This is a genomic window from Adhaeribacter arboris, from assembly GCF_003023845.1.
GTDB classification, from domain to species: Bacteria; Bacteroidota; Bacteroidia; order Cytophagales; family Hymenobacteraceae; genus Adhaeribacter; species Adhaeribacter arboris.
This window is the reverse complement of record NZ_PYFT01000001.1, coordinates 6,973,329-6,998,181: the sequence shown is the minus strand read 5'-3', so window position 1 is coordinate 6,998,181 and position 24,853 is coordinate 6,973,329. Positions and strand designations below refer to the sequence as shown.

14 protein-coding genes are annotated in these 24,853 nt (G+C 43.5%); 8 read left to right on the top strand and 6 right to left on the bottom strand.

What is annotated here, in order from left to right; translation table 11 throughout:
- The first annotated feature begins 110 nt into the window (after positions 1–110).
- Positions 111–722, top strand: a complete 612-nt coding sequence (locus AHMF7605_RS28250) for a hypothetical protein (protein ID WP_106933258.1) — start codon at positions 111–113, stop codon at positions 720–722.
- Positions 723–900: 178 nt separating this feature from the next.
- Here the strand turns inward: AHMF7605_RS28250 and AHMF7605_RS28245 are convergent, their stop codons facing one another.
- From AHMF7605_RS28245 to AHMF7605_RS28235, 3 genes are all read right to left on the bottom strand, one after another.
- Complete coding sequence (locus AHMF7605_RS28245) at positions 901–1,170, bottom strand: UBP-type zinc finger domain-containing protein (protein ID WP_106933257.1); 270 nt, start codon at positions 1,168–1,170, stop codon at positions 901–903.
- A gap of 105 nt (positions 1,171–1,275) precedes the next feature.
- Positions 1,276–1,815 (bottom strand): peroxiredoxin family protein, encoded by a 540-nt coding sequence (locus tag AHMF7605_RS28240; protein ID WP_106933256.1) that lies wholly within the window; start codon positions 1,813–1,815, stop codon positions 1,276–1,278.
- A gap of 154 nt (positions 1,816–1,969) precedes the next feature.
- Positions 1,970–2,734: an oxygenase MpaB family protein gene (locus AHMF7605_RS28235; protein WP_106933255.1), complete on the bottom strand. Its 765-nt coding sequence runs from the start codon at positions 2,732–2,734 to the stop codon at positions 1,970–1,972.
- A 220-nt stretch (positions 2,735–2,954) separates the two neighbouring features.
- Here AHMF7605_RS28235 and AHMF7605_RS28230 point away from each other — a divergent pair, with 220 nt between their 5' ends.
- Both AHMF7605_RS28230 and AHMF7605_RS28225 read left to right on the top strand, forming a co-directional pair.
- Positions 2,955–4,532, top strand: coding sequence for an NAD(P)/FAD-dependent oxidoreductase (locus AHMF7605_RS28230; RefSeq protein ID WP_106933254.1), 1,578 nt, complete (start codon positions 2,955–2,957; stop codon positions 4,530–4,532).
- 160 nt (positions 4,533–4,692) lie between these two features.
- On the top strand, positions 4,693–5,052 hold the full coding sequence (locus AHMF7605_RS28225; protein WP_106933253.1) for a CoA-binding protein: 360 nt from the start codon (positions 4,693–4,695) through the stop codon (positions 5,050–5,052).
- Positions 5,053–5,196: 144 nt separating this feature from the next.
- On the opposite strand, the gene AHMF7605_RS28220 is transcribed toward AHMF7605_RS28225, so the two are convergent.
- Positions 5,197–5,709, bottom strand: coding sequence for a hypothetical protein (locus AHMF7605_RS28220; protein WP_146153692.1), 513 nt, complete (start codon positions 5,707–5,709; stop codon positions 5,197–5,199).
- A gap of 274 nt (positions 5,710–5,983) precedes the next feature.
- Between AHMF7605_RS28220 and AHMF7605_RS28215 the strand changes: the two genes are divergently transcribed.
- From AHMF7605_RS28215 to AHMF7605_RS28205, 3 genes are read left to right on the top strand one after another with little or no spacing between them, the layout of a single operon-like run.
- Positions 5,984–6,517: an RNA polymerase sigma factor gene (locus tag AHMF7605_RS28215; protein WP_106933251.1), complete on the top strand. Its 534-nt coding sequence runs from the start codon at positions 5,984–5,986 to the stop codon at positions 6,515–6,517.
- A gap of 14 nt (positions 6,518–6,531) precedes the next feature.
- A complete protein-coding gene (locus tag AHMF7605_RS28210) occupies positions 6,532–7,371 on the top strand; it encodes a hypothetical protein (RefSeq protein ID WP_106933250.1) in 840 nt (279 codons plus the stop codon).
- Between the two features lie 12 nt (positions 7,372–7,383).
- The gene (locus tag AHMF7605_RS28205; RefSeq protein ID WP_106933249.1) at positions 7,384–8,526 is read left to right on the top strand and encodes an outer membrane beta-barrel protein; all 1,143 of its coding nucleotides are present in this window, start codon (positions 7,384–7,386) and stop codon (positions 8,524–8,526) included.
- Positions 8,527–8,842: 316 nt separating this feature from the next.
- Here AHMF7605_RS28205 and AHMF7605_RS28200 read toward each other — a convergent pair whose 3' ends face one another.
- Positions 8,843–9,586 (bottom strand): TrmH family RNA methyltransferase, encoded by a 744-nt coding sequence (locus tag AHMF7605_RS28200; RefSeq protein ID WP_106933248.1) that lies wholly within the window; start codon positions 9,584–9,586, stop codon positions 8,843–8,845.
- Positions 9,587–9,601: 15 nt separating this feature from the next.
- Between AHMF7605_RS28200 and tamL the strand changes: the two genes are divergently transcribed.
- Both tamL and AHMF7605_RS28185 read left to right on the top strand, forming a co-directional pair.
- The gene (tamL, locus tag AHMF7605_RS28195) at positions 9,602–12,055 is read left to right on the top strand and encodes a translocation and assembly module lipoprotein TamL (RefSeq protein WP_106933247.1); all 2,454 of its coding nucleotides are present in this window, start codon (positions 9,602–9,604) and stop codon (positions 12,053–12,055) included.
- A gap of 724 nt (positions 12,056–12,779) precedes the next feature.
- Positions 12,780–22,103 carry a cadherin domain-containing protein gene (locus tag AHMF7605_RS28185; protein WP_158267643.1) on the top strand — a complete coding sequence of 3,108 codons (9,324 nt, stop codon included), beginning with the start codon at positions 12,780–12,782 and terminating at the stop codon, positions 22,101–22,103.
- A 484-nt stretch (positions 22,104–22,587) separates the two neighbouring features.
- On the opposite strand, the gene AHMF7605_RS28180 is transcribed toward AHMF7605_RS28185, so the two are convergent.
- Entirely contained in the window at positions 22,588–24,639 is a 2,052-nt protein-coding gene (locus AHMF7605_RS28180) for an alpha-ketoacid dehydrogenase subunit alpha/beta (protein WP_233219282.1), read from the bottom strand.
- Between the last annotated feature and the right edge of the window lie 214 nt (positions 24,640–24,853).

Below are 24,853 nucleotides of genomic sequence, written 5' to 3'. Positions count from 1 at the left end.
AGATTTTTACAAGAAATTAGATATCGGATGCCATAAACTCCCTAAATTATAAACCAGGCACTTGTCGGCTGCGTAAAGCAAGCCATCATTTACTTTAAACGGTTAAGGACATGGCAGAGGAAAATTTTCTAAATAAGATTAAACACGAATGGGAGGTTCTGACGGGTGAAGCCGGAAAAGATAAAACTTTTTGCAGTGAACAAACTTATGCGGATGAGGCCACTGCTCAAAATGCATTTAATGCGGGAAAAGCCCGTTTGTACGCCGTAAACAGTTGGAGTAAACTACCGGGTATTAATTCAACTTTTACCTTGCATAACTCCCACGGCCAACCCACCGCAGAGCAACCGCAAAAAGGCTATTTTATTCAAATAGTTTTGCCGGGAATAACGGTGGAGAATTGGGTAGAAATAGAAGTTTTGGATGAGACCGAAAGCTCGGCCCAATTTACGGTTCATCCTTGCCCCAATCCGAACACGGAATCAGCCGAAACGCAACATTTTTTTGTAAAAGAAGCTAGTAGTACCTTCCGGGTAGAGCGCGAAGGAACCGTACTGCGCGGGTACCAAATTGGTAAAAACGAAAAGATTAACAACCAGGATTATCAGGCAGGCAGTCGGGCTTTTTTAAATACTCTGATTGCGGAAAGTGGCTGGGGCGGTTTTCAGGCCATCCAATGGGGTAAATTAACGGATTACTTAGCCGGTAAAGTAACGGTTTAATTAGTAATTTCCCTTAAAAAATACAGCCGAAGTTTACTTTTATCCGGTTTCTATTCACTCCACAATTAAATAAATTCCGGTTTTTTCCAGTAAGTTATTAGATTTTAAATAACTAGCACAGAACATTTTCCTAGTTTTTACTTGCTAAGGTGTTTTCAGCAAATCTTATTCTTAGAAATTAATACGCAGCAAACTGTTGATCTGGAAAACACCATAGCCAATGTTCTCCCGGTTCAGCAGAAATTACTACCGGATGCTGCGTAGCGTGGTAATGTTTCGTAGCGTGTTGGTTAGGCGAATCGTCGCAGCAATGGACTTTACCGCAAGTCTGGCAAACGCGTAAGTGTACCCAGGTGGAGTTGGTTTTTACGCATTCTTCGCAGTAATGTTTATCTGCCGGTTTTAACTCTTCTAAAGCTTGAAGATGAGAGCAAAGTTTCTGATCCATTTACCAGTTATCATTTACTAATTATCATTTACTAATTATCATTTATAAACGGATGTTACTCAAGCTTAAGCTTGCATAACATCCGTTACTAAGAGTGCTACTTTTTTATAACAAGGGCAGAATATTCGCCATGGGGGTTTCCCCTTTAAAAGCTTTAATGAGTTTTCCTTGCTCCGAATAAATGTAAACCGAAGGCGCCGGTATAGCTCCTAATTCCTGCAGAATAATATTAAAGGGAGTTTGAGCGTAGGAAATATTAGGACCCGATAAATTATATTTCATAAAAAATTGCTGCATTTGATCAAAAGGGGCCGGAGAAAAAAAGTAGACCGAGTATTTGGCAAAAGCGGGCAAATGTTTCTGCATTTCATTCGCTTCGCGTTGGCAATGCTCACAATCGGGTTCAAAAAATATTAATACGGTTTTCCCTTTTAAATCTTTAGCATTGAATTTTGTTTGATCCGGTTTGGTGAGCGGCAAATTAGGTAGATCATTAACTGGCGCCGGCGGGGAACTAGCCACCGAAGTAGTTGCTTGCGTACTGGAAATATCTTGCTCTACCTGTGGCTCTCCGGACCGCATAATAAACCAGGCTCCTAAAACAATAACTGCTAGTAGTACAGAAATCAATAATCCCTTATTCATTTAAAATGCGTGTAAACGTGTTTTGATAATAACTTTTCTACTTATAAATAAATAGCAGAAATACTTTAAATTTTAATTAATACCAGCTAAACGGCTAATTTAAAATAAGAAATTAAATTTATGAAAGCTCCATTACTGGAGCTAATTTTTTGAATTAAACCGGTATTTTATCTAAATTTTTAATTTCTGCTTTGTAGGTCGTCGGCAAGATAGTGTTTTTTACTAATCCATCTAATTTAAACGTACGACTCAATTTATAGGCGAAGACTATTGGTTTCATAAAAGATATTTTACCTAAACGGAGCAGTTTATTTACTCGGTCCGGCACCAGCATTTGTTGCGCTTGTTTTAATAAAACGTACCGGAAAGCGCCTAAATGCTTTTTGTATTGCCTATATAAATCAGCGGTAAAATGGCTATACATTAAATCTTGTTGCAAATGTTGTTCCCGCATCCTTCGCCAGTGCGGGTAAGTGGTGGGCAGTCCCGTTAATCCCATGCGCTGGCCAACTTGCAGAAACACTTGGCAAACTTCTTCTTTCTCTACCTCCGTTAATTTTATTTCCATTAACTCATAAGCCCGAATGGAATAATCAATGAGCATAAACAATACGTCGCGATAAGCCCAATCCGGGATAGCGGCTCCCCGGTTCTTTTCTACTTTTGCGTGAATGGCCGCCATCTTATCAATGGCCCGGTAAGCTCCTCCCCTATCCGAGAAGACAATTTGCCGCGCGTAAGCCACCGTCGAAAATAACCGGCCTAGCGGGTCGGCGGGTAAACGTCCCGTAAAGTACAACCAGTCTACCGCTTTATTTAAAGCAAATTCGGCGGCTGATCCGGCAAATATAAATAAAATGGTGTCGCTGTTACCCCAGATTCTTCTTACCACCGAGCTTTTTTCCACAAAAAGATCCATACTGATTTAACGAAGAGAATACCGTATAGGTATAGAACCGAATACGTAACTTTGTATTTCTTGTAGAAGGATTATTTAAACCCGCTTTTATTTCTTCCTTATACATTCCGTTTTCATGAAAATAATAATTCTTCTAAAGAAAATCCGAACTTTGCCGGGTTAAAATATTGTTTTAGGCTTGTAAAATTTAAAATCCGGGATAACTACCTGGCCTGTTTTCATGAAAAAAGAACTAGAATTGGTGCTTCCGCCGGAAGTAGCCTACGACGAGGCGCTACTGCAAAACGCCATCTTAAAACACCTTGGTGCTCAGCCCGATGCTGTTTCTTATATCCATAAACTAAAACGTTCCATTGATGCCCGCGGGAAAAATGTACTGCTACGGGTGCGCGCCGATGTGTATTTTAATTCCCCACCCAGCGATATTTTACAAGCCAAATTTGTTTACCCAAACGTAGAAAAAGCGCCTTCGGTTATTATTGTGGGCGCTGGTCCGGCGGGATTGTTTGCGGCCTTGCGTTGCATAGAATTAGGAATGAAGCCTGTTATTTTAGAGCGCGGAAAAGATGTACGGACCCGGCGCCGGGATTTAGCGGCAATTAATAAAGAACACGTGGTAAACCCGGATTCTAATTATTGTTTCGGGGAAGGCGGAGCCGGCACGTATTCGGATGGTAAGTTATATACCCGTTCTAAAAAGCGCGGCGATGTGTACCGGGTTTTACAGATTTTAGTGCAACACGGCGCTACCCCCGATATTTTGTTTGATGCGCATCCGCATATTGGCACGAATAAACTGCCGGTTTTAATTGCCAACATCCGGGAAAGTATTCTACAAGCCGGCGGTGAAATCCACTTCGATTCCCGGGTTACGGATTTTATCATTGAGCAGAACACGATAAAAGGTGTCGTTACCCAGAATGGCAATTTGTTTGAGGGCGAAAGTGTAATTTTGGCTACGGGCCACTCGGCACGTGATATTTACGAATTGCTGGCGGCTAAAAATATCTTTATCGAAGCCAAACCTTTTGCCATGGGCGTGCGCGTGGAACATCAGCAATCTTTAATTGACTCCATCCAATACCATTGCGATAAGCGCGGACCGTATTTACCGGCCTCCTCGTATGCTCTGGTGCATCAGACTACTTACGATAAAAAGCAACGGGGTATTTTTTCATTCTGTATGTGTCCGGGTGGTTTTATTGTGCCTTCGGCTACGACTCCCGGCGAAGTAGTGGTAAACGGCATGTCGCCGAGCCGCCGTGACTCGCAATTTGCCAACTCCGGAATTGTAGTAGCCATTGAAACGGAAGACATGGATGTAAAAACCTACGGCGCTCTGGCGGGATTACGGATGCAGCAAGCCTTAGAACAAAAAGCCTGTGCTATTGCCGGCGGCACCCAAAAAGCCCCCGGTCAATTGCTACAGGATTTTACCCGTTCAAAACTTTCGAACCGCTTACTAGACACATCGTACCAACCTGGCTTAACTTCCGTGGATATGAAGGAGCTGTTTCCGGCCAGTATGGCTCATCGCTTACGCGAAGGATTTACGTATTTCGGTAGTAAAATGAAAGGATACTTGAGCAACGAAGCGCAAATTATTGGCGTGGAAAGCCGTACTTCTGCTCCGGTACGCATTCCGCGCGACCGGGAAACGCTCGAACACGTAGAAATTAAGAACTTATTTCCGTGCGGCGAAGGCGCTGGTTACGCCGGCGGCATTGTTTCCGCGGCGATGGACGGCGAGCGTTGCGCCGAAAAAATTGCCGCTAAAGCAAATCGACGGCAGGAATAAGGAGTAATATTTTATAACTTTTAAAATAGAAAACCTGTTAATAACACGGTTTAAAGAGTTTTTATTTACTTTAATCGTTATTGTAGCAGCAAGAGAAAAAATAATTTAGTAAATCGCATCCGGATTTATCTCGCATAAACGGAATTAATTCTTTACCCTTATGAAAAAAACAGTTGTATTAGGCGCCACGGATAATCCGTCGCGGTTTGCTTACCGGGCCGTCCATAAATTAAAACAATACGGCCATGAGGTAGTACCCGTCGGCATTCGGAATGGCGATGTAGCCGGAATAAAAATTGATACCGAAAAAAGTCCGGTCGAAGATGTGGATACCGTAACTTTATACGTAGGGCCCCAAAATCAACCTTCGTGGTACGATTACATTTTAAGTTTAAAACCTAACCGTATTATATTTAATCCGGGTACCGAAAACCCGGAACTGGAAAAAAAAGCCGCTGAGCAAAACATTAAAACGCTACACCATTGCACCTTGGTTATGTTGGCCGTGGGCGAATATTAGAAAGTAGTAATCTGCTCCGAATAAGTTTAAAAAGCCTGGCATCGTAAGATGATCCAGGCTTTATTTTTGCCACTTTCCGATCGTAAGCAGTACATTTTCAATCGAAGTTTAGCAAAAATATTGTCTCGCAGCTTCTTCTCTTCTTTATACCTTTATTCCTTCCGCCCTACGTTTTAAATTTTGGAGCATCAAAATCCGGATAAGGCCACTAAATGGGCGGATGAAAAACCAGTAAATACTAAATATAATTTTGGCTTTGGCGGTGTAATGTTTTATTCTGGTTTCGGTGGTTACTCTACAGCTTGTATTGGTAAGGGATTCCAGTAAAAAATTCCAAATAATTTTGCGGTTGTAGGTCGATTTATCCTGGCGGAAAGTTTCGGCATTAACTATAAATTCTGGTTTAACATTACCCCAGTAAGCTATTAATAATTCTTTATTTTCCTGTTCTGCGAGCCAGGTAAAATTCATTTGTTCCACTAAACCCGAGAGCGTGAAATTACTTACCGGCAAACCTCTGATTTTAAAAAGCGCTTTAATTATTTTTTCCGACGAAAAATCCTGGCTTTTAAGCAAAGGATAAACTTTCTCTACGGGTTGCTTTATTATAATGGTATGTACTTCATTAAAATCATAATCGGGCAGATACTTATCCATTAAAGTAGATTTAACCATATAATTAATAATGAGCGTTATTCAAGTAGCTTAATCTTATACAAACTTTTTCTCAGCAAAAATCTAAAATCTTTACTTGGGTAAAACAAAAAACCGCTGGCTTAATTATTCTATCTCATTGATTTACAGTTAATTTTAAAAATATACAAATAATTTCCTTTCTTTTTGCGGTTTTCAGGCAACCCATGTAAAATTGCTTGCATCTACTAAACAAACAGTCCTAATTTAATAATCTGAAACACTTTTAATCATCCACGTGACCGAAGCGGAACTTATACAAGGCCTAAACAAAGGAGAAGCCAAAGCACATAAAACCGTGTATGAAAAGTACGCCGGAGTGATGTTAGGTATTTGTTTGCGCTATTTAAAAAACCAGCTGGATGCCGAAGAAGTAATGTTAACGGGATTTGTGAAAGTGTTTCAGCATATTAGTCAGTTTGAAAGTAAAGGAAGTTTTGAAGGTTGGATGAAACGCATTATGGTAAACGAGGCTCTTGGATTTTTACGGAAGAAAGAACCCCTGCATTTAGCCATTGAAAAAGATATTTTGCAGGTAGCCACCGAGGCCAATGCCGAACAAGATTTAGCAGCCGAAGATTTGCTACGCTTGCTGCATGAGTTACCAGCTGGTTACCGGGCGGTGTTTAACTTATATGCCATTGAGGGATATTCGCACAAAGAAATTGGAGATTTATTAAATATTTCGGAAGGAACCTCTAAATCTCAGTTAAGTAAGGCCCGCGCGTTGCTGCAACGTCGTCTGCAAAACAAAGAATCGATTACGCTTTAAAAGCAAAAAGTATCATGAAGGAAGAAGAAGTAGATCAATATTTTAAAGATAAATTTCAGCAGTTTGCTCCCGTACCCTCGGCGGACGCCTGGGCCCGCTTGCAAAGTAAAATGGAGCCACCCCAACAAAAACGCTCCCTTATGTGGGTGTACTCCGTGGCGGCCACCATAACCTTACTTTTAGTTTCTGGAGTTTTGTTTTTTTGGCTGCCAACCGACAAGATACAACCCGACGGAAATCTGACTCGCACAAATCCGATAAGCGGGCCGCAGCCGCTAAAATTAACTCCTAAGGAAACCACATTGGCCGATATAAACGCTAAAACACCTTCCTGGCCGGAAACTGTCGAAACTATAACGCGCGAAAAGGTTAGTGAAACAAATAATGCTAATGCTAGTACCAACACCACTACCAGCAAACCCGCTAAGAAAGGCAAGAAAATACGACCGGGAGTTTTAGTAGCATCCACTAAAACAAAAAACCGGGAGAATTTAAAATCAAGAAAAGAACCCAATTCTTCTCCGGAAACGTTGCCGGTTAACACGGTGGTAGCGCAAACTACTCCGGATGCGCCAGCCACTACGGAGGAACGAGTAATGGAAGTAATTATTAAAAAAGATCCTGTTCCTACGGTAGCTTATACCAGTGAGAAAGAATACGCCACCACCGAAGAAGTTATTAAAGAAAATATATCGAAGAAAGGCCGCCTGGTGAAAAATATTTTCAAACAAGTCCGCAATTTAAAGAACGGCGAGAAAGTAGAATTATCTGATTTGGGAGTAAATGCTAATTACCGCATTGATGTAGAAAGTAAATTATTTAAACAAAAATATACCAAAGTTATTAACCTCTAATCTTACATTTTTATGAAACGCATACTTTTAATTACTACCCTTTTTTGGGTTGCAGCTACCGGCATGTCCTTGGCGAACGGTTTAGCTATTAAATCCAAACTTTTAAATCCGCTGTCGGATACCATTCAAATAAACTTAGCGGATGGCGCTTCTTTAACTTTGCAGGTAAAAAATACCGGCCAGCTTAAGAATTTCCAGAATTACAGCCTGGACTCTTTAATGGTTTTGTTAAATAAATACGTGCAGCAAGTGGAGAGCATGAGTAAGTCGAGCCCTAATGGTTCGGCGGAGATAAGCATGACTTTTTACCCGGCTAAGGATATGAATAATCCGCAGGCCCCGGAACAAATTAAAATCCGGATGTCGTCCGGCAACAATGGCAACAAGCAATCCTGGTCGGCGCGCGCCGGCGATGTAGTTAAAGTGGAAGTAGACTACGAAGAAGAAGATGAAGAGGACAATGAGCACCATGGCTCCGTGCACGTGAACATTGATGCCCGCAACGATAGCCTTCGGAAAGAAAAAATGGAACGGAGAATGAACCGGAGACACCATTTTTTCAGTACCCTCGACTTAGGCTTGAACACCTTTGTAAACGTGCCGGAAACGAATAACAGCTTGTACGATTTAAAGCCTATTGGTTCTCGTTACATTAGTTTAAACCAGTACATTACTACTCGTATTGGTGGCGTTAAAAGTCCCTTACACCTGCGTACCGGTTTAGAGCTTGCTTTTAATAATTACATGCTAAATAAAAATCGGAGAATTGCCGACGAGAATGATGTTACTACTTTTTACAACGAGCCTACCCTATCGTTGGAGAAAAGCAAATTAACTACTTCGTCTTTAAATTTACCGGTGATTATAGAATTAAATTTTAAAGACAAAAACGGCAAAGAATCCTTTAAAATTGGCGGCGGGGGCTTTGTGGGTTACCGTTTAGGTTCGCACACTAAAATAAAATACCAGAGCGAAGGCAATACCTACAAAGACAAAGAACGGGGCAATTACAACCTGGAAGATATGCAATACGGTGTCAACTTTATGATTGGATACAAGTGGATTAACTTATTTGCCAAATACAACCTAAACGATTTGTTCAAAGATAATCGCGGGCCAAAAATGAACGTAATTAGCTTCGGCTTCCGGATTTAAAGGATTAAGTTTGAGTCGTTTATTTGAAAAGGAGATTCTGTGAAAGAATCTCCTTTATTATTTTAAAAATAGTTGATCCCTCCGCCCGAAAGGGCATCTCCCCTAAAAACAGGAGAGGTCGGTATAGCTGGGTAGCTAGCTTTTCATTTAAGTTTACTTAATGCGTCAATTTTATAATGGGTTTAAAAAAACATCTCACAAAGATATATTCAGGAAAGAAAAGTACGTTTTTAATTCATATTAGTATAATTAGTTTGCTACGCAGCAATACCGGCCTCTCCTGTTTTTAGGGGAGGTGCCCTTTCGGGCGGAGGGGTTAATTCCGGAAAAAGTTATCCAGAATAATACCCGTGGCATTCGCTACATTTAAAGATTCAGCCTGTCCGAACCGGGGGATTTTAATTAACTGCTTTACATATTTTTCTACTTCCGGCCGAATACCATGAGCTTCGTTACCCATAATTAACACCCCACCCGGCTGCAACGTTAAGCGATGAATATTTTGGCCGCGTAGCGAGGCACCGTACAAAGGCAGGTCAACGGGTAATTTTTTTAAGTATTCCGGCAGGTCTACGTACAATACATTAACACGCGTAAAAGAACCCATCGTAGCCGCTATTACTTTCGGGTTATAAAAATCGGCACAAGTTTCCGAGCAAATAATGTGCTTTAGTCCGTACCAATCCGCCATCCGGATAATGGTGCCCAGGTTTCCCGGATCCCGTATATCATCCAAAGCCAAGCTTAAGACGGACAAATCCGGTTGAAAAAAAATAGGAGCTTTCATCTTAGCAATAGCTAAGACAGCGTTATTAGTGGTATAAGTGCCGGCTCGGGTAAGGTCTTTTTCGTCTATTAGCTCGTAAGCCAAACTTTTCGACTTTAATTCGGTACTTTTACGGAGGAACTCTTCGGTTACGAACAGCTTTTCGATGGTATAATCTGATAAAAGCAATTCTTGCACGCTTTTAGCCCCTTCTACCAGAAAGGCTTGGTGCAGATAACGGTATTTTTTTACTTGCAGAGAATTAATATATTTTAAAGCTGCTTTCGATAACATAGCGCAAAGATAAATTTGAAGTTAACGGGTTACATACTTTTTTTTCTCAGTTGTTGGGGGCTGGCAGTTTCGTGCGTACCCACGCACCGGTTAGAGAAAAATCAAAGCTTATTATATGCCATTAAACTAAAAGGGGTAGCAGTCAACGATCCTGCTCAAATTAGCACCTTATACAAACAAAAACCAAATCGTAAGTTTTTAGGAACTACGCCTTACTTGTCGCTTTACTATTTTGGCAAGAAATTCTACAACCCGGTTAAAATTCAAAAGTGGATGGACGAGTACCGGGTTCAAACGGATGCAAAAATTGCGGCGGCCGGTACCGATTCGGTAAAAATATCAAATATTCTGGCCAAACGCGAGCAACGCTTGGCCGTTATGACCCGGAAAAGAGAAGAAGGCAATTGGCTCATGACGGTAGGTGAACCGCCTACTATTTACGACACCACCAAAACCCAAGCCACTTTACGGCAGATAAAAACCTACCTGAACACCAAAGGTTTTTTCCACTCCCAGGTTACCTACAACGAAGAAATTAAAGACCAAAAGGTATATCTTACTCTTTTGGTGAACGAGGATAAGCCGACCCGCCTCTCGCTGATTAATTACGATATTGCCGATCCGGTAATTGCTCATATTGTAGACTCCGCGCAAACAGCGGCTTTATTAAAAATAGGCCAGAACTACGACGAAGGCATTATTGACCAAGAAAGAAACCGGCTGGAGATTTTACTGCGCAATTTAGGATATTACGAATTTCGGAAGCCTTTCATTACCGCCAAAGTAGATACCAATTATGCGCCTTATACGGCGCATTTTACCTATATTATTGCCAACAATAAAAATAACCAACCTCACAAACAATACCGGATCCGGGATGTGAATTTTATTGGTGATGCGGGTTTAAAGCGATTTGGGTTTAAACGGGATACTCTCTGGTATAACCATGTTAAATACTTGGCCTACCGCCATAAGATTAATCCTAAAGTGCTCGACTCTAAGCTAACTATTTACCCGCATCAGCGCTATAGTCTGGATTTAACCCAGCTCACCCAGCGGCAATTAAATAATATGGACATGTTCCGGTTTAATTCCGTAAATTATGCCGTTGTAGCCGATTCTACGGGTCCACCGCTGCTAGATGCTTTTGTAAACGTATCTCCCACTAAAAAATACCAGGAAACCAGCGAAGCCGGCGGCAGTTATACGGCTCGTTTGCCCGGCCCTTTTGTAAACTTGCGCCTGAAAGTACGGAACATATTAGGAGGAGCCGAAATTTTAGATATTGGATTAAGAGGTGGTTTACAAGGTCAGTTTAGTAGTTTGGACTTTAGTGAATCTATTTACATGAAAGATTTAGGCGGAAACATTGGCCTTACCTTCCCGCAGTTTTTAGTGCCATTTAAGGTGAATAAACAATTTAGCCGGTTTAATCCGCGCAGCCGGTTAAATGTAGCGTACACGTACGTAGACCGGCGGGAATACATCCGGACGAACCTGGAAACAACATTTGATTACATCTGGCAGCCTTCCCCTACGTTGCAGTACGTTTTTACGCCCGTAGATATCAGCTTAATAAAAACGCCCCGTTTATCTCCGGACTTCGACTCGTTATTAAACAGAAATACGACCTACGGGCAAAGCTTTACCAACGCCGTAGTGCCCAGCATTAACTTTACCCGTTTTTATAACGATTTTCACAACAATAACTCGGGTCAGTTCTGGCGTTTATTTACCGAAGTGGGCGGCTTAACTGCCTTAGCCGCCGAACAGTTTAAATCCAATGAGCGCCTGAATTACTTAGGCGATTTGCGCTTGTATAAATTTTACCGGGTAAATAGCGACTACCGCAAATACCTTCAATTCACGAATAAATCTTTTTTAGTATACCGGTTAAACATTGGCTTGGTGCAGCCTTTTCAATCGCTTGGTTTGCCTTACGATAAATACTTTTTTGGGGGCGGCGGTTCCAGTATCCGGGCCTGGCGGCCCCGGCGTTTGGGTCCAGGAGCGTATTATGCCCAAAGGCCCAAGCGCGACCCGAAAACGAACCAGATTCTGCGCGATAGCAACGGCAATGAAATTTTAGAACGAGACTACGACACCGAGCAGCCCGGCGAAATGCTCATTGAAACCAATCTGGAACACCGGTTTAACATAATAGGCTATTTAAACGGCGCTTTATTTATTGATGCCGGCAATACCTGGATGATTTCAAAAGATGAGAACCGGCCTAATTCGCAATTTGAGTGGAGCGATTTTTTAAGTGAATTTGCCGTAGGCGTAGGCACCGGTTTACGCCTGGATTTTAATTTTTTAATTGCCCGTTTCGATTTCTCGACCAAAGTATTGGACCCCTCCTTTCCGCAGGGAAACCGGTACGTATTAAATCAGTTTACGTTGAAAGATATATTTAACCGCAACAACAAGCATACTACCTTTAATTTAGGAATTGGTTATCCGTTTTAATCAATGTTATGTATATATTTGAACCAAACGTGGTAAATCCAATTATCTGAATAATCCGTATTAACTGATAAGTAAGTGATAGCGTTTTCATTTATAAATTATATTATAATTATTGATACCGGAATATTAAAATAATTTTTTGTATTTATTTACGTTAATTTAAAAAGTTGAATTATTCTTGAATAGGATAAAATTTTATTTAAACACCTCTTTGGGAGTCGTTCAACGTTTAAATCAGCCAGTTTATCGAAAAAAATAGAATTGCTATATAATGTTATTTTAGATTTACTGCGGTGATTGTAACATTTTGAATGTCAACAACGCTATATTACAAGTTTCATGAAAAGTTATTTTGATTACAAGTATGCTTCTAACTCGTTAACTTACAAGACTAAACCGGTGATTACCCGAATGAAACCTGGCCCAGGTAAAAGTTCTCCTAAATCCCGGCTTTTTAACCGCACTTTCTGGATTTTGTTTTTATCTAATGTATTCTTTCTATACATTTTGATATATAAATTTTTTAGTTGAATAAAACAAATAGTAAGAATTTAGAAATTTTCTAATTTCCCTAATCTAAGTAAAACAACGCTGCACCATCTTTTAAAGCCCTTTTTAAGGACTGAAGGGATTATATTGCTTTTTCTTATTGGTTATGAAAAATTTTTACGTCTTATTTTTTCTTTGTTTACCACTATGTCTATTCTTTAATAGTCAAAAAGCATTGTCTCAAACGGGCAAAGACGGTGCCCGGGCTATAACCGCTCTAAATACAGTGGTGAATGGTTATGCCCCGGTACCTAATAATGTAACAGCGGGCGTAAACACTTTAACCATAGGCACTTACACGAGTAACGGCAATCCGGCTATTACCCCCGGCGATTTTGTTATGATCATCCAGATGCAAGGTGGCACTATTCAGACAGATGCTACTACGGCAAACTACGGAGCTATCACGGATTTAGGAAACGTTGGGTTGTACGAAATTAAGCGGGTAACGGCTGTTAATGGTTCTATTTTAACGTTTGTTTCTAATATTATTTATAATTATACCAGCACTACTAATGCGCGTACGCAAGTAGTCCGGATTCCGCGCTATTCTTCTTTAACCGTTAATGCAGGAACTTCAATAGTAGCCACTCCCTGGAACGGATCCATTGGCGGGATTGTAGCTATCGAAGTAACCGGAACATCTACCATCAACGGCAGCATTAATGTTTCCGGTCAGGGTTTTCGGGGAGGAGCTGTTGAACAGGCTTCTATTAACCCTACCACCTTGCCTAATTATGCCTATGCCACCGATGCGAACGGAGCGGCCAAAGGCGAAAGTATTGCCGGATCTACTACCTTTACTGGTTCTACTACTACCGGCAATCTGGTTATTACCGGAACGTTACCGGGTGGAAATATTTTTGGCCGGGGAGCTCCCGCCAATGGCGGCGGCGGCGGCGGCGCGCACAACTCCGGCGGCGGTGGCGGCGCAAATGCTAATAATGGTGCTATTTGGAATGGCCAGGGAATTATGTGTACTGCTTGTACCGGAACAAATGCCTGGGTCCTGGACCCCGGGTATGCGGCCAATGGGAACGTTAGAACCAATAACTCCGGCGGAGGACGAGGGGGTTATAATTATTCGGCCAACGATGCCAATGCATTGGTTAGTGGCCCGGGAAATACCGCCTGGGGGGGCGATAACCGCCAGGAAAGAGGCGGTTTGGGGGGTCGTCCGTTTAACACAACGGATAATTTGCCCCAAAACCGGGTATTTATGGGCGGTGGCGGCGGGGCCGGAGACAGCAACAATAATACAGGTACTTCCGGAGCCAATGGCGGTGGTTTGGTTATATTACTATCTAATACGGTAACGGGTAGTGGTTCTATTATAGCTAACGGTAACAGTGCGGCAAATACATCAGCAGGGGGCAACGATGCACCGGGCGGTGGTGGGGGCGGTGGAACAATAGTGGTGAAAACAAATAGCCATAGCACCGTAAGTTTAGCAGCTAATGGGGGAAACGGGGGAAATCAACTGATAGCGACCGCTGAAGCAGAGGGACCGGGCGGCGGCGGCGGGGCCGGATACATTGCTTATTCCGGGGGAGCTACGAGTTTTTCTGTTTTAGGCGCATCAAATGGCACCACCAACTCTCCTTCCTTAACGGAATTTCCGGCAAATGGGGCCACTTCGGGGGCTACCGGTCAAACCACTAACATCTCCGCCACCAACCTACCTGTTAGTTCTACAGATATTACTATTAGTCAAACTCCTACATCCGGCCCTTACTATGTTGGCCAACAAATAACCATTACCTTAACCGCCGCTAATATAGGCTCCAGTGCCGCCACCAACGTAGTAGTATCGGATTTGCTACCGGCCGGTTTTGGCACTATCAGCAGTAATTCGCCTAACTATAACGTTGCAACCGGCAGCTGGAATGTAGGTGGGCTTGCCGCTACCACCGGTACGGCTACGCTCACCATTACCGCCACTATACTAGCCAACACGGCTAATGCGGCTAATTTTTACACGAATACGGCTACTATTAACAGTTATGAGTACGATACAAATCAAGCCAATAATACCATTACGTATACCTTTAATCCGGTTAACCAACCACCCGTTATTACTTCTAATTCAGGTGGAACGAGTGCCGCCATTTCAATAGCAGAAAATACTACGGCTGTTACAACGGTGATAGCCACTGATCCTGAAAATAATGCGATCTCTTACAGCATTAACGGGGGAGCGGACGCGGCTAAGTTTCAAATCAACACTAGCACCGGAGCTTTAACTTTTTTAACGGCCCCTAACTTTGAAGTACCTACCGACGCGGGAGGCAACAACATCTACGACGTCATTGTTAGAGCAACGGATAATGGCACGGGAACCTTATTGGATGAGCAGGCCTTGGCCGTAACCATAACCAACACGAACGAACCACCTTCTACCCCGGTGGACAATGTGGTTGCACCCAATACGATTGCCGAAAATGCAGTTAATGGTACGGCAGTAGGCATTACTGCCAATTCTACCGATCCGGAAGGAGCTACTATTATTTATTCTCTAACGGACAATGCTGGTGGTCGTTTTGCCATTAATGCTTCTACCGGGGTGGTGACGGTGGCTAATGGAACCTTGCTTAATTACGAAGCAGCTACTTCCCACAACATTATTGTGCAAGCAGCCGATGCCGCTACCGGAGCCCAAACTTCTATCCAAACCTTTACCATTGCCGTTACCAACGTAAACGAACCACCTACCACTCCGGCGGACAACAATCCTGCAGCGAATACAGTAGCGGAGAATGCAGTTAATAACACATTGGTAGGTATTACCGCTTTATCAACTGATCCGGATGCAAGCACCACACTTACTTATTCTTTAGCGGATAATGCCGGTGGCCGCTTTGCCATTGACCCGGCTACCGGCGTGGTAAGAGTTGCAAATGGCAGCTTACTCGATTACGAAACTAATTCCTCGCACACGATTATTGTTCAGGTTTCTGATGGTGCTTTAACTGCTACCCAAACTTTTACTATCAACCTGAACAATGCTAACGATGCCCCGGTAATTACTTCCAACGGCAGCGGAGCTACGGCCGCCATTTCCGTGGCGGAAAATACCACGGTAGTTACTACCGTTACGGCTACCGATGCGGATGCCAACACAATTACCTACAGCATTAACGGCGGAGCGGATGCCGCTAAGTTTCAAATCAATACCAGCACGGGAGCTTTAACCTTCTTAACGGCCCCTAATTTTGAATTACCCACCGATGTAGGAGCTAATAATATTTATGATGTCATTGTCAGAGCAACGGATAATGGTACGGGGACTTTGTTTGATGAACAAGCAATTGCCGTAACTGTAACCAACGCAAACGAACCTCCTTCCACTCCCGTTGACAACAATGCTGCCGCCAACACCGTGGCCGAAAATGCAGCTAATGGTACAGCTGTGGGTATTACCGGCTTCTCTGCCGATCCGGAAGGAGCAACTATAATTTACTCCTTGACGGATAACGCCGGTGGGCGATTTACGATTGATGCCGCTACCGGAGTAGTTACGGTACTTAACAGTACTTTGCTCGATTTCGAAACGACAACCTCGCATACCATTACCATCCAAGCCATTGATGCAGTAAACGGATTATCCTCAAGCCAAACCTTTACCATTGCCGTTACCAACGTAAACGAAGCGCCTATTGCTTTTATAGATAATAATGCCGCCATTAATACGATTGCTGAAAGCGCTGCTAATGGAAGTACCGTAGGAGTTACCGCTAAAGCTACAGATCCGGAAGGAGCAACCATAATTTACTCCTTAACCGACAACGCCGGCGGCCGGTTTGCTATTAATTCCTCAACCGGAGTAGTTACGGTACTTAACGGTACTTTGCTCGATTTTGAAACAGCAACGTCACATACCATTACAGTACAGGCCATCGATGCCGCTACGGGAGGATTATCAGCTACTCAAATATTTACTATTGCGGTAACTAATGCCACGCCCGATACCGATCCTAAGACAGCGTCTATGTCGCACACGGCAGCCGCCACGGCAATAAATAGTTTAAGTGGTAGAGACGGAGCGAGTGGGCCGGTAAGCGGCTTCCAATTTAAGTCTTTGCCTACAGCGGCGCAAGGAATTTTATACGTGAATGGAATAGAAGCGAACACCGCTACCACTTATAACTCTACCGAAGCCACCCAATTAACGTTTGATCCGGATCCTACCTTTGCCGGGGTAATCAATTTTACCTACGCGGCTGTGGATGGTTCCGGCGCCGAAGATCCTACGCCGGCTGCTTACACCATCACCGTTACGAATAGCCGGCCTAATACTACAAATAAAACGTTCAACGTACCTCACACGGCCGGCGCAACTGCGGCATCCACTTTTTCCGGTACCGATGCTGATGGGAATGCTACCATTATCGGCTATCGCTTAAAATCTATCCCTGCTCCTAGTCAAGGTATTTTGTACGTAAACGGAGTTCCGGCAGTAGTGAATCAACTATATAATACAACCGATGCAACACAAATTACCTTCGATCCGGATATTTCTTTTATTGGCCAAATAGTGCTCACCTATGCCGCTGTAGATAACACCAACGAAGAAGATCAAACGCCGGCGACCTATACAATAAATTCTACAAATAATTTGCCGGTTAGTAATAATAGAGCCGTTACCATGTCGCACACGGCTCCCGCTACGGCTACCCCTGCCTTAGCAGGAACGGATAACGGAGGGACTGTAGAAGGTTTCCGGTTTACCGTTTTACCAACCGCGGCTCAAGGCATTTTATACGTAAACGGGCTGGAAGCTAACACCACCACTATCTACAATACCACCGAAGCCGGACAAATCACTTTTGATCCTAACCCAGATTTTGCGGGTGTTATTACGGCCAGGTATACTGCCGTTGATAACTTAGGGGCAGAAGATAATTCTCCAGCAACTTACACGATAACTGTTACCAATAATCGACCCAATACCGATAATAAAACCGCTTCTATACCCCGCACCGCCGCCGCTACTAGCATCCCTAATCTAACCGGTAACGACGGCACGGATGGCACAATTATCGGTTTCCGTTTTACCTCTTTACCTACTTCTGCTCAGGGAGTACTGTATGTAAACAATGTAGCCGTAACATCCACCTCCACCATTTACAATACCACCGAAGCCACCCAGCTTACATTCGACCCGGAAGTTACTTATATCGGTACCGTAACTTTTAATTATACCGCTATTGATAATACCAGCCAGGAAGATAATACTCCGGCAACTTATACCATTACCGTTACCGATGTAAACGAATTTCCGGTTATAACTTCCAATGGTGGAGGAGCTACAGCCGCTATCTCCATTGCAGAAAATACTTTGAATGTTACTACCGTTGAAACTACCGACCCTAACGCAAACACGGTGATACAATATAGTATAAGTGGCGGAGCCGATCAGGCAAAATTCAGCATTGATCAAAATACCGGTGTGTTAACTTTTATTACTGCTCCTAACTTTGAAAATCCTTCCGATTTGGATGGTAATAATACGTATGAGGTAACGGTAAGAGCCACTGATAACGGCCTGGATCCTGGTCCATTGTATGATGAGCAAGCCCTAACGGTTACCATTACCAATGTAAATGAGGCACCCGTTATTACCTCTAATGGCGGAGGTGCTAACGCTGTAATTTCGGTGGCGGAGAATACCACCGCGGTAACCACCCTTGTAACGGCAGATGAGGACGCTAACGCAATTACGTACTCCATTGTGGGAGGAACGGATGCCGCTAAGTTTACGATTAACCAAACGACCGGAGCTTTAGCCTTTGTTACGGCTCCCAACTTTGAATTACCCACCGATGTAGATGGCAATAATTCTTACCTGGTAACCGTTCGGGCTACGGATAATGGTACTGGCGCTTTGTTCGACGAGCAAGCCCTTACCGTAAATGTTACTAACGCCAACGAACCGCCAACTGCCCCAACAGACAACGATGTTAGCGCGAATACCGTTGTTGAGAATGCCGTTAACGGTACTTTGGTCGGTATTACGGCTCAAGCTACTGATCCGGATGCCGGCACGGCGCTTACTTACACTCTAACGAATGATGCCGGCGGCCGCTTTGCCATTAATGCTACTTCTGGTGTGATAACTGTGGCAAATGGAACTTTACTAAATTTTGAACAAACTACTTCTCATACTATTACTATACAGGTCTCCGATGGTAATTTAACTGCCAGTCAAGTATTTACCATTAACGTAATCAACGTAAACGAGCCCCCAGTTATTACCTCTAATGGTGGCGGAGTTACGGCTTCCATTGCGGTAGCCGAAAATACTACCACCGTAACTACCGTTATAGCCACCGATGCAGATGCTAATACTACCCTTACTTACTCCATTGCGGGAGGAACGGATGCCGGCAAATTCACGATAAATCAGACGACCGGAGTTTTAGCCTTTGTTACGGCTCCTAACTTTGAATTACCCACCGATGTAGATGGCAATAATTCTTACCTGGTAACCGTTCGGGCTACGGATAATGGTACTGGCGCTTTGTTCGACGAGCAAGCCCTTACCGTAGATGTTACTAACGCCAACGAACCCCCTGTACTGGTAAATAACTCCCCCTTAACCGTAAACGAAGGTACTACCGGTACTATAGCTACCACTCTGTTGCAGTTCACGGATGCGGAGCAGGCACCGGCGGCGGTTATCTACACGGTTACTACTGCGGTTTTAAATGGCACCTTGTTCCGGGATGTTAATGGGAATAACACAATTGATGCCGGTGAAACAGTAGCTTTAAATGGTACTTTCACGCAGGATGATATTAATAACAGTCGCGTCCGTTATGCGCATAATGGTTCGGAAACTACTTCGGATAAATTTAACTTCTCGGTTTCGGACGGCGCCGGTGGAATAGTAAATAATCAGTTATACAATATAACGGTTACTCCGGTTAATGACCTTCCGGTACAAGTTGTGAATTCTCCTTTAACCGTTAACGAGGCCGCTACAGGTACCATTACCAATACGCTCTTACAATATACCGATGCCGAGCAAGCCCCAACGGCGATTACGTATACCGTAACTACTGCGGCTTTAAACGGTACCTTGTTCCGCGATTTCAACAATAATAACATCGTGGATGCCGGAGAAGCCCGAGGCTTAAATACTACTTTCACGCAAGCCGATATTAATAGTGGTTTTATCAAGTATACGCATAATGGTTCAGAAACCCTTACCGGGAACTTTGGTTTTTCTGTTACCGATAATGCGGGTGGTACTATTACCGGCAGAACATTCATTATTAACGTAACCCCAGTAAATGATGCTCCCGTAGTAGCTAACTATACGAATGCTACCTTATTGAATACAGCTAATGCTACCTTATTAGGAATACCAACGGTTACGGATGCAGATGGTACAATTACTTCCTTCCGATTTAATAATGTTCCTGATCCTACTACCCAGGGCACTCTTCGGGTTAATGGTGTTTTGGCAATTGCAAATTCAGACTATACCGCTAGTGTTTTCCCAACTGTTACCTTTGATCCGGTGATAAATAATTTGGCGGATATCGTTATCCAGTATTCTGTGAAAGACAATTCCGGAGCAACCAGCAATACGGCAAATTTTACTATTCCAATAAACGGCGAACCAGTTGCTATAGATCAAACCAACAGTGTAATTTTAGCTAATACCGCCGGAGTAACTTTACTGGATGTATTAAACGGCACCGACGATATTTCCATTAATACCTTCCGGTTTAGTGCCTTGCCGAGCGCCGCGCAGGGAATTTTGTACGTTAACAATACGCCGGCAAATACTACTACAAACTACACCTGGTCCACGAATAAAAATCAGATTAAATTTGATCCGGCTTTCAATAATGCGGGTAATGTTACTTTTAAATACATTGTAAGAGATAATGAAAATGCGGATGATGCCTCGCCGGCGGTATTTACCATTCCTATTAAAGCGGAAGACCAGGATGCGGATGGTGTAGCCGATATCAATGACCTGGATGATGATAACGATGGTATACCAGATACTTTGGAATCCAACGGCTTAAATCCTTCGGCGGATGACGATAACAATAGCATTCCCAACTATCGTGACCCGAGTTACCCGAGTGGCAATTATAATAATGTAACCGGCGTTAACAGAATATTCGATAAAGATGGGGACGGTATTATTAACGCTTTTGATTTAGATTCGGACGGAGATGGCATTACGGATGTAGTAGAACAAGCTCCCTTTGGATTATTCCCTACCACAAACTATAGCGCTAACACCGGCCGGTTAACTAGTCCGGTAGGCACGAATGGTATCCCAAGCAGCTCTACCACTACTACTCCGGGCAGTTTGAACGATTTTGACGGCGATGGATTATACAACTTCTTAGATATTGATTCCGATAACGATGGATTGCGGGATTACCTGGAGGCCCAGGCTACACCCGGTAATCCTTTGATTATTCCGAAAGGTACAGATACCGATAAAGATGGCATTGACGATAATTATGACGTAACCTGTGGTTGCTCCACGGCGGGCTCCGCCTTGTACCCCGTGAATACCGATGTAGATTCTTACCCGGATTATTTAGACCAAAACAGCGATGATGATGCTTATGGGGATGCCATTGAAGCATACGATAATTCTACCCCGGCGCAGACAGCCGGTTACTCTCTGACAGAATTAAAGAATCTGGCCGACCAGTTTAAAGTTAATGCTCAGGCAGCCGGCAATGCGGCGGCAGCTGGTTATTACAATAATTTAGCTGATGCGGATAATGATAAAATTCCGGACTGGCTGGAAGACGATGATGAAGATGGGCGGTTAAATTATTTAGAATACGGTTTAAGCTATTACCACGATTCGGATAACGACGGCTGGGTAGATTTATTTGACTTTACCACTTTCGGAACGGAGCCTACTGTTAATTACGCCTTCCGCCAAAACGCTATTTTAGTACCTTTACCCGTAGAATTGCTTGCGTTTGCGGCACGACCCGAAAAATACGAAGTGCGGCTTAACTGGGAAACGGCTTCGGAAGTGAAAAATGAATACTTTATCGTAGAAAGAAGCCGCAACGGCATTACTTTCGAAGCGATTGGTAAAGTTAAAGGTGCGGGCACTACGCAGCAATTAAGCACCTATGCTTTCCCCGATAAAAATCCTTTAAACGGCACTAGTTACTACCGGTTAAAAATGGTAGATGCCAACGGTAATAGCCGAACCAGCCAAGTAATTGCGGTTACACGCGAAGGCAATAACAATTCGCCATTCCGGACCTTCCCGAACCCAACAGCAGGTAATTTAACTTTAGAAGTGTCGGCTTTGGTAGCGGAGAAAGTACAATTAATTATTACCAATGTTTCCGGGCAGGTTATTCAAGTTAAAAACGCAACTACGGTGGTAGGCAACAATACTTTCGATTTAGATTTAACCGAGTTGCGGAGCGCAACTTACATCATTCAAGTAAAAGGCCATCACATTAATGGTGTTCAACGGGTGGTGAAGTATTGATATATGCCCTAAAATCAAATTATGTAATAATAAATTGAGACGTTTTAGTAAAAGTAATATTATCTGTTTGTTTTGGGAGCCGGTGCCCGTCTCCAGGCATTGGCGCTGATGCGGTTTGAACAGTCTGAGTTTGCCTCCTGGCCGGCGGGCCTCGATTGGCTCTTTCGGGCGGATCTAAGCTTCCTTTCCTCCTTCGTCGGAATACTACACACCGGAACCTTAGAAGGCCTTCCATAGCCAAACGGGTGTTGTTTTTTCTTAGTTAACCAATTCTAATTAAGCCAGTTAACACGTCTTATTTATTTCAATTTGGTATTAGATATTGCTATACTAACTCGTACCTACTAGTGGGTATTCATTATCCTGTTCACCTGATAGCTAAATAGGCAAATATTTATTTTGGTTAGATATTTTCCAGGAAATCAATTAAAAAATGGTGGTGCAAAATTTAAATTTATGTTAATTCATCAACAAAAAAGCTTGATTAATAATGCAGCAGGCGGTTTATGGCTGCGGCTACCTTCTCTGCATTAGGTAACATTCTATTTTCCAGGTTAACATTTAAAGGTACGGCCGGTACATTCTCCGCGCCTAAGGTAAATAGGGGGGCATCTAAATAGCGAAAACAACGTTGCGCTAAACGACCCGCCAAGGATTCTATAAAAGAATTCAGTAAAGGTTCTTCGGTAAGCAGTAAAGCCTTTCCGTGTTGTTTAATTACCGTCTCTAAGAATTCTTCGTTTAGAGGGTATAAAGTACGCAAATCAATGATTTCTACTTGTTCTTTAAAATGTTTGGCGGCTTGCTTGGCCCAGTAAACGCCCATACCATAAGTAATCAAAACCAAACTTTCGCCCTGTTTTATTTTATTTACGCCGGCTTGTAAAACCTGACAAGGCTGACCTAAGGGCAGTACGTAATTTGCATCCGGCTCGTAGGTTTTAGCTTCTTCGGTACCCGGCAGCTTCGACCAATACAATCCTTTGTGCTCGAGAAATACTACCGGATTCGGGTCCAGAAAAGCTGCTTTCATTAATCCTTTCATATCGGCCGCGTTGGAGGGATATACTACCTTTATGCCCCGGATGGTAAGCAAGGTCGATTCTATGCTGCCCGAATGGTAAGGTCCTCCTCCCCCATATGCTCCAATGGGAACTCGAATGAGACATTGTACCGGAAATTTTCCTTGGGTAAGGTAACAGGATTTAGAAAGTTCTTCGACCAGTTGGTTTAAACCGGGCCACATATAATCGGCAAATTGAATTTCAACGATGGGCTTTGCTCCTACCGCTGCCATGCCGGCCGTGGAACCAATAATATAAGCCTCCTGAATGGGCGTATTAAAAACGCGCTCTTCGCCGTACTTGGCCGCTAATAATGCCGCCTCCCGAAAAACGCCGCCTAATTGTTTGCCTACGTCTTGGCCGTAAAATAAGGCTTCCGGGTAATCTTTTAAAATTTCTTCAATGGCGTGCAAAGCGGCATCTACCATGGTTACTTTAACGGCACCCACCGGGTGGCGCGTCCCTAATTCTTGAGTTACCGGCGTTGAAGCAAAATCGTGCTGATAAATAGTAGTTGGGTCGGGTTCTGCTGCGTGAGTGGCCTGGTCAAAAGCTTCGGCTACCTGCCGACATACTGCTTGTTCTATTTGCTCCAGATCCGGTAATTTTTCACCAGCTTCTAGTAACTGGGCCATTAATTTAGGAATCGGGTCATCTTTGAGGGCGAGTTCCATGCTTTCCCCCCGGTACCATTCTTTCCGCACCCCCGAGGTATGATGGCCCAATAAGGGACATTTAGCGTGCACTAGTACTGGTTTTCTTTCCTGCCGTACATAGCCAAATGCCCGTTGCATACCGGCGTAGGCATGCGCAAAATCAGAGCCATCCATGCGCATCCGTTCCAACCCTTTAAACCCTAAAGCAAATTCATACGCATCCATGGCCCGCATTTCCGTTCCTTTCGCCGATATTCCCCAATCGTTATCCTGCACCAAATAAATAATCGGTAATTGCTTGAGCACAGCTATTTGCATTGCTTCCGATACTTCCCCTTCGGTTACGGCTCCATCTCCTAAAGAACACAATACCACACTTTGGCGCTCCTTCGGAATTTTACCTTGCGCTTCCAGGAAACGAATAGCGTGTGCCATACCCGTTGCCGGAATAGCCTGCATCCCGGTGGCCGAACTTTGGTGCGGAATAGTAGGAAACCCTGCCCGGCGTACCGAAGGATGCCCATAGTAAATGCGTCCCCCCGAAAAAGGATCATCGGCCTTGGCTAGTAACTGCAGCATGAGTTCGTAGGGCGTGAAACCAAGGCCTAATAACATTGACTCGTCGCGGTAATACAAACAAGCGTAATCGTCGGGAGTTAATTGAAAAGCCGTAGCTAACTGAATCGCCTCGTGCCCGCGGGAAGTACTATGCACGTACCGGCAAATTTGCCGGTTTTGTTCGTAAGTGTCGGCCATAGTGCGGGCCGTCAGCATCCGGGTATAGGCTTGAAGCAGAATTTTGCGATCGGGTTCCAACGATTTGTAAGTGCTTTACATGCAAATAAAATTTACGTAAAAAGCCACCGGGTGGCTGTCTTCCTCTCTCCTATTCCTCCTATTTTTCGGTACTAATCCTACTTCCTAACACCTCAAGTAGTAAATTTTTGTGGCTGAACTTAAATGGAAAATAAGGTTTACCAAATCTGATTAGGTTCGTTAAGTAAACAAATAATATCTATTTTTACGGATG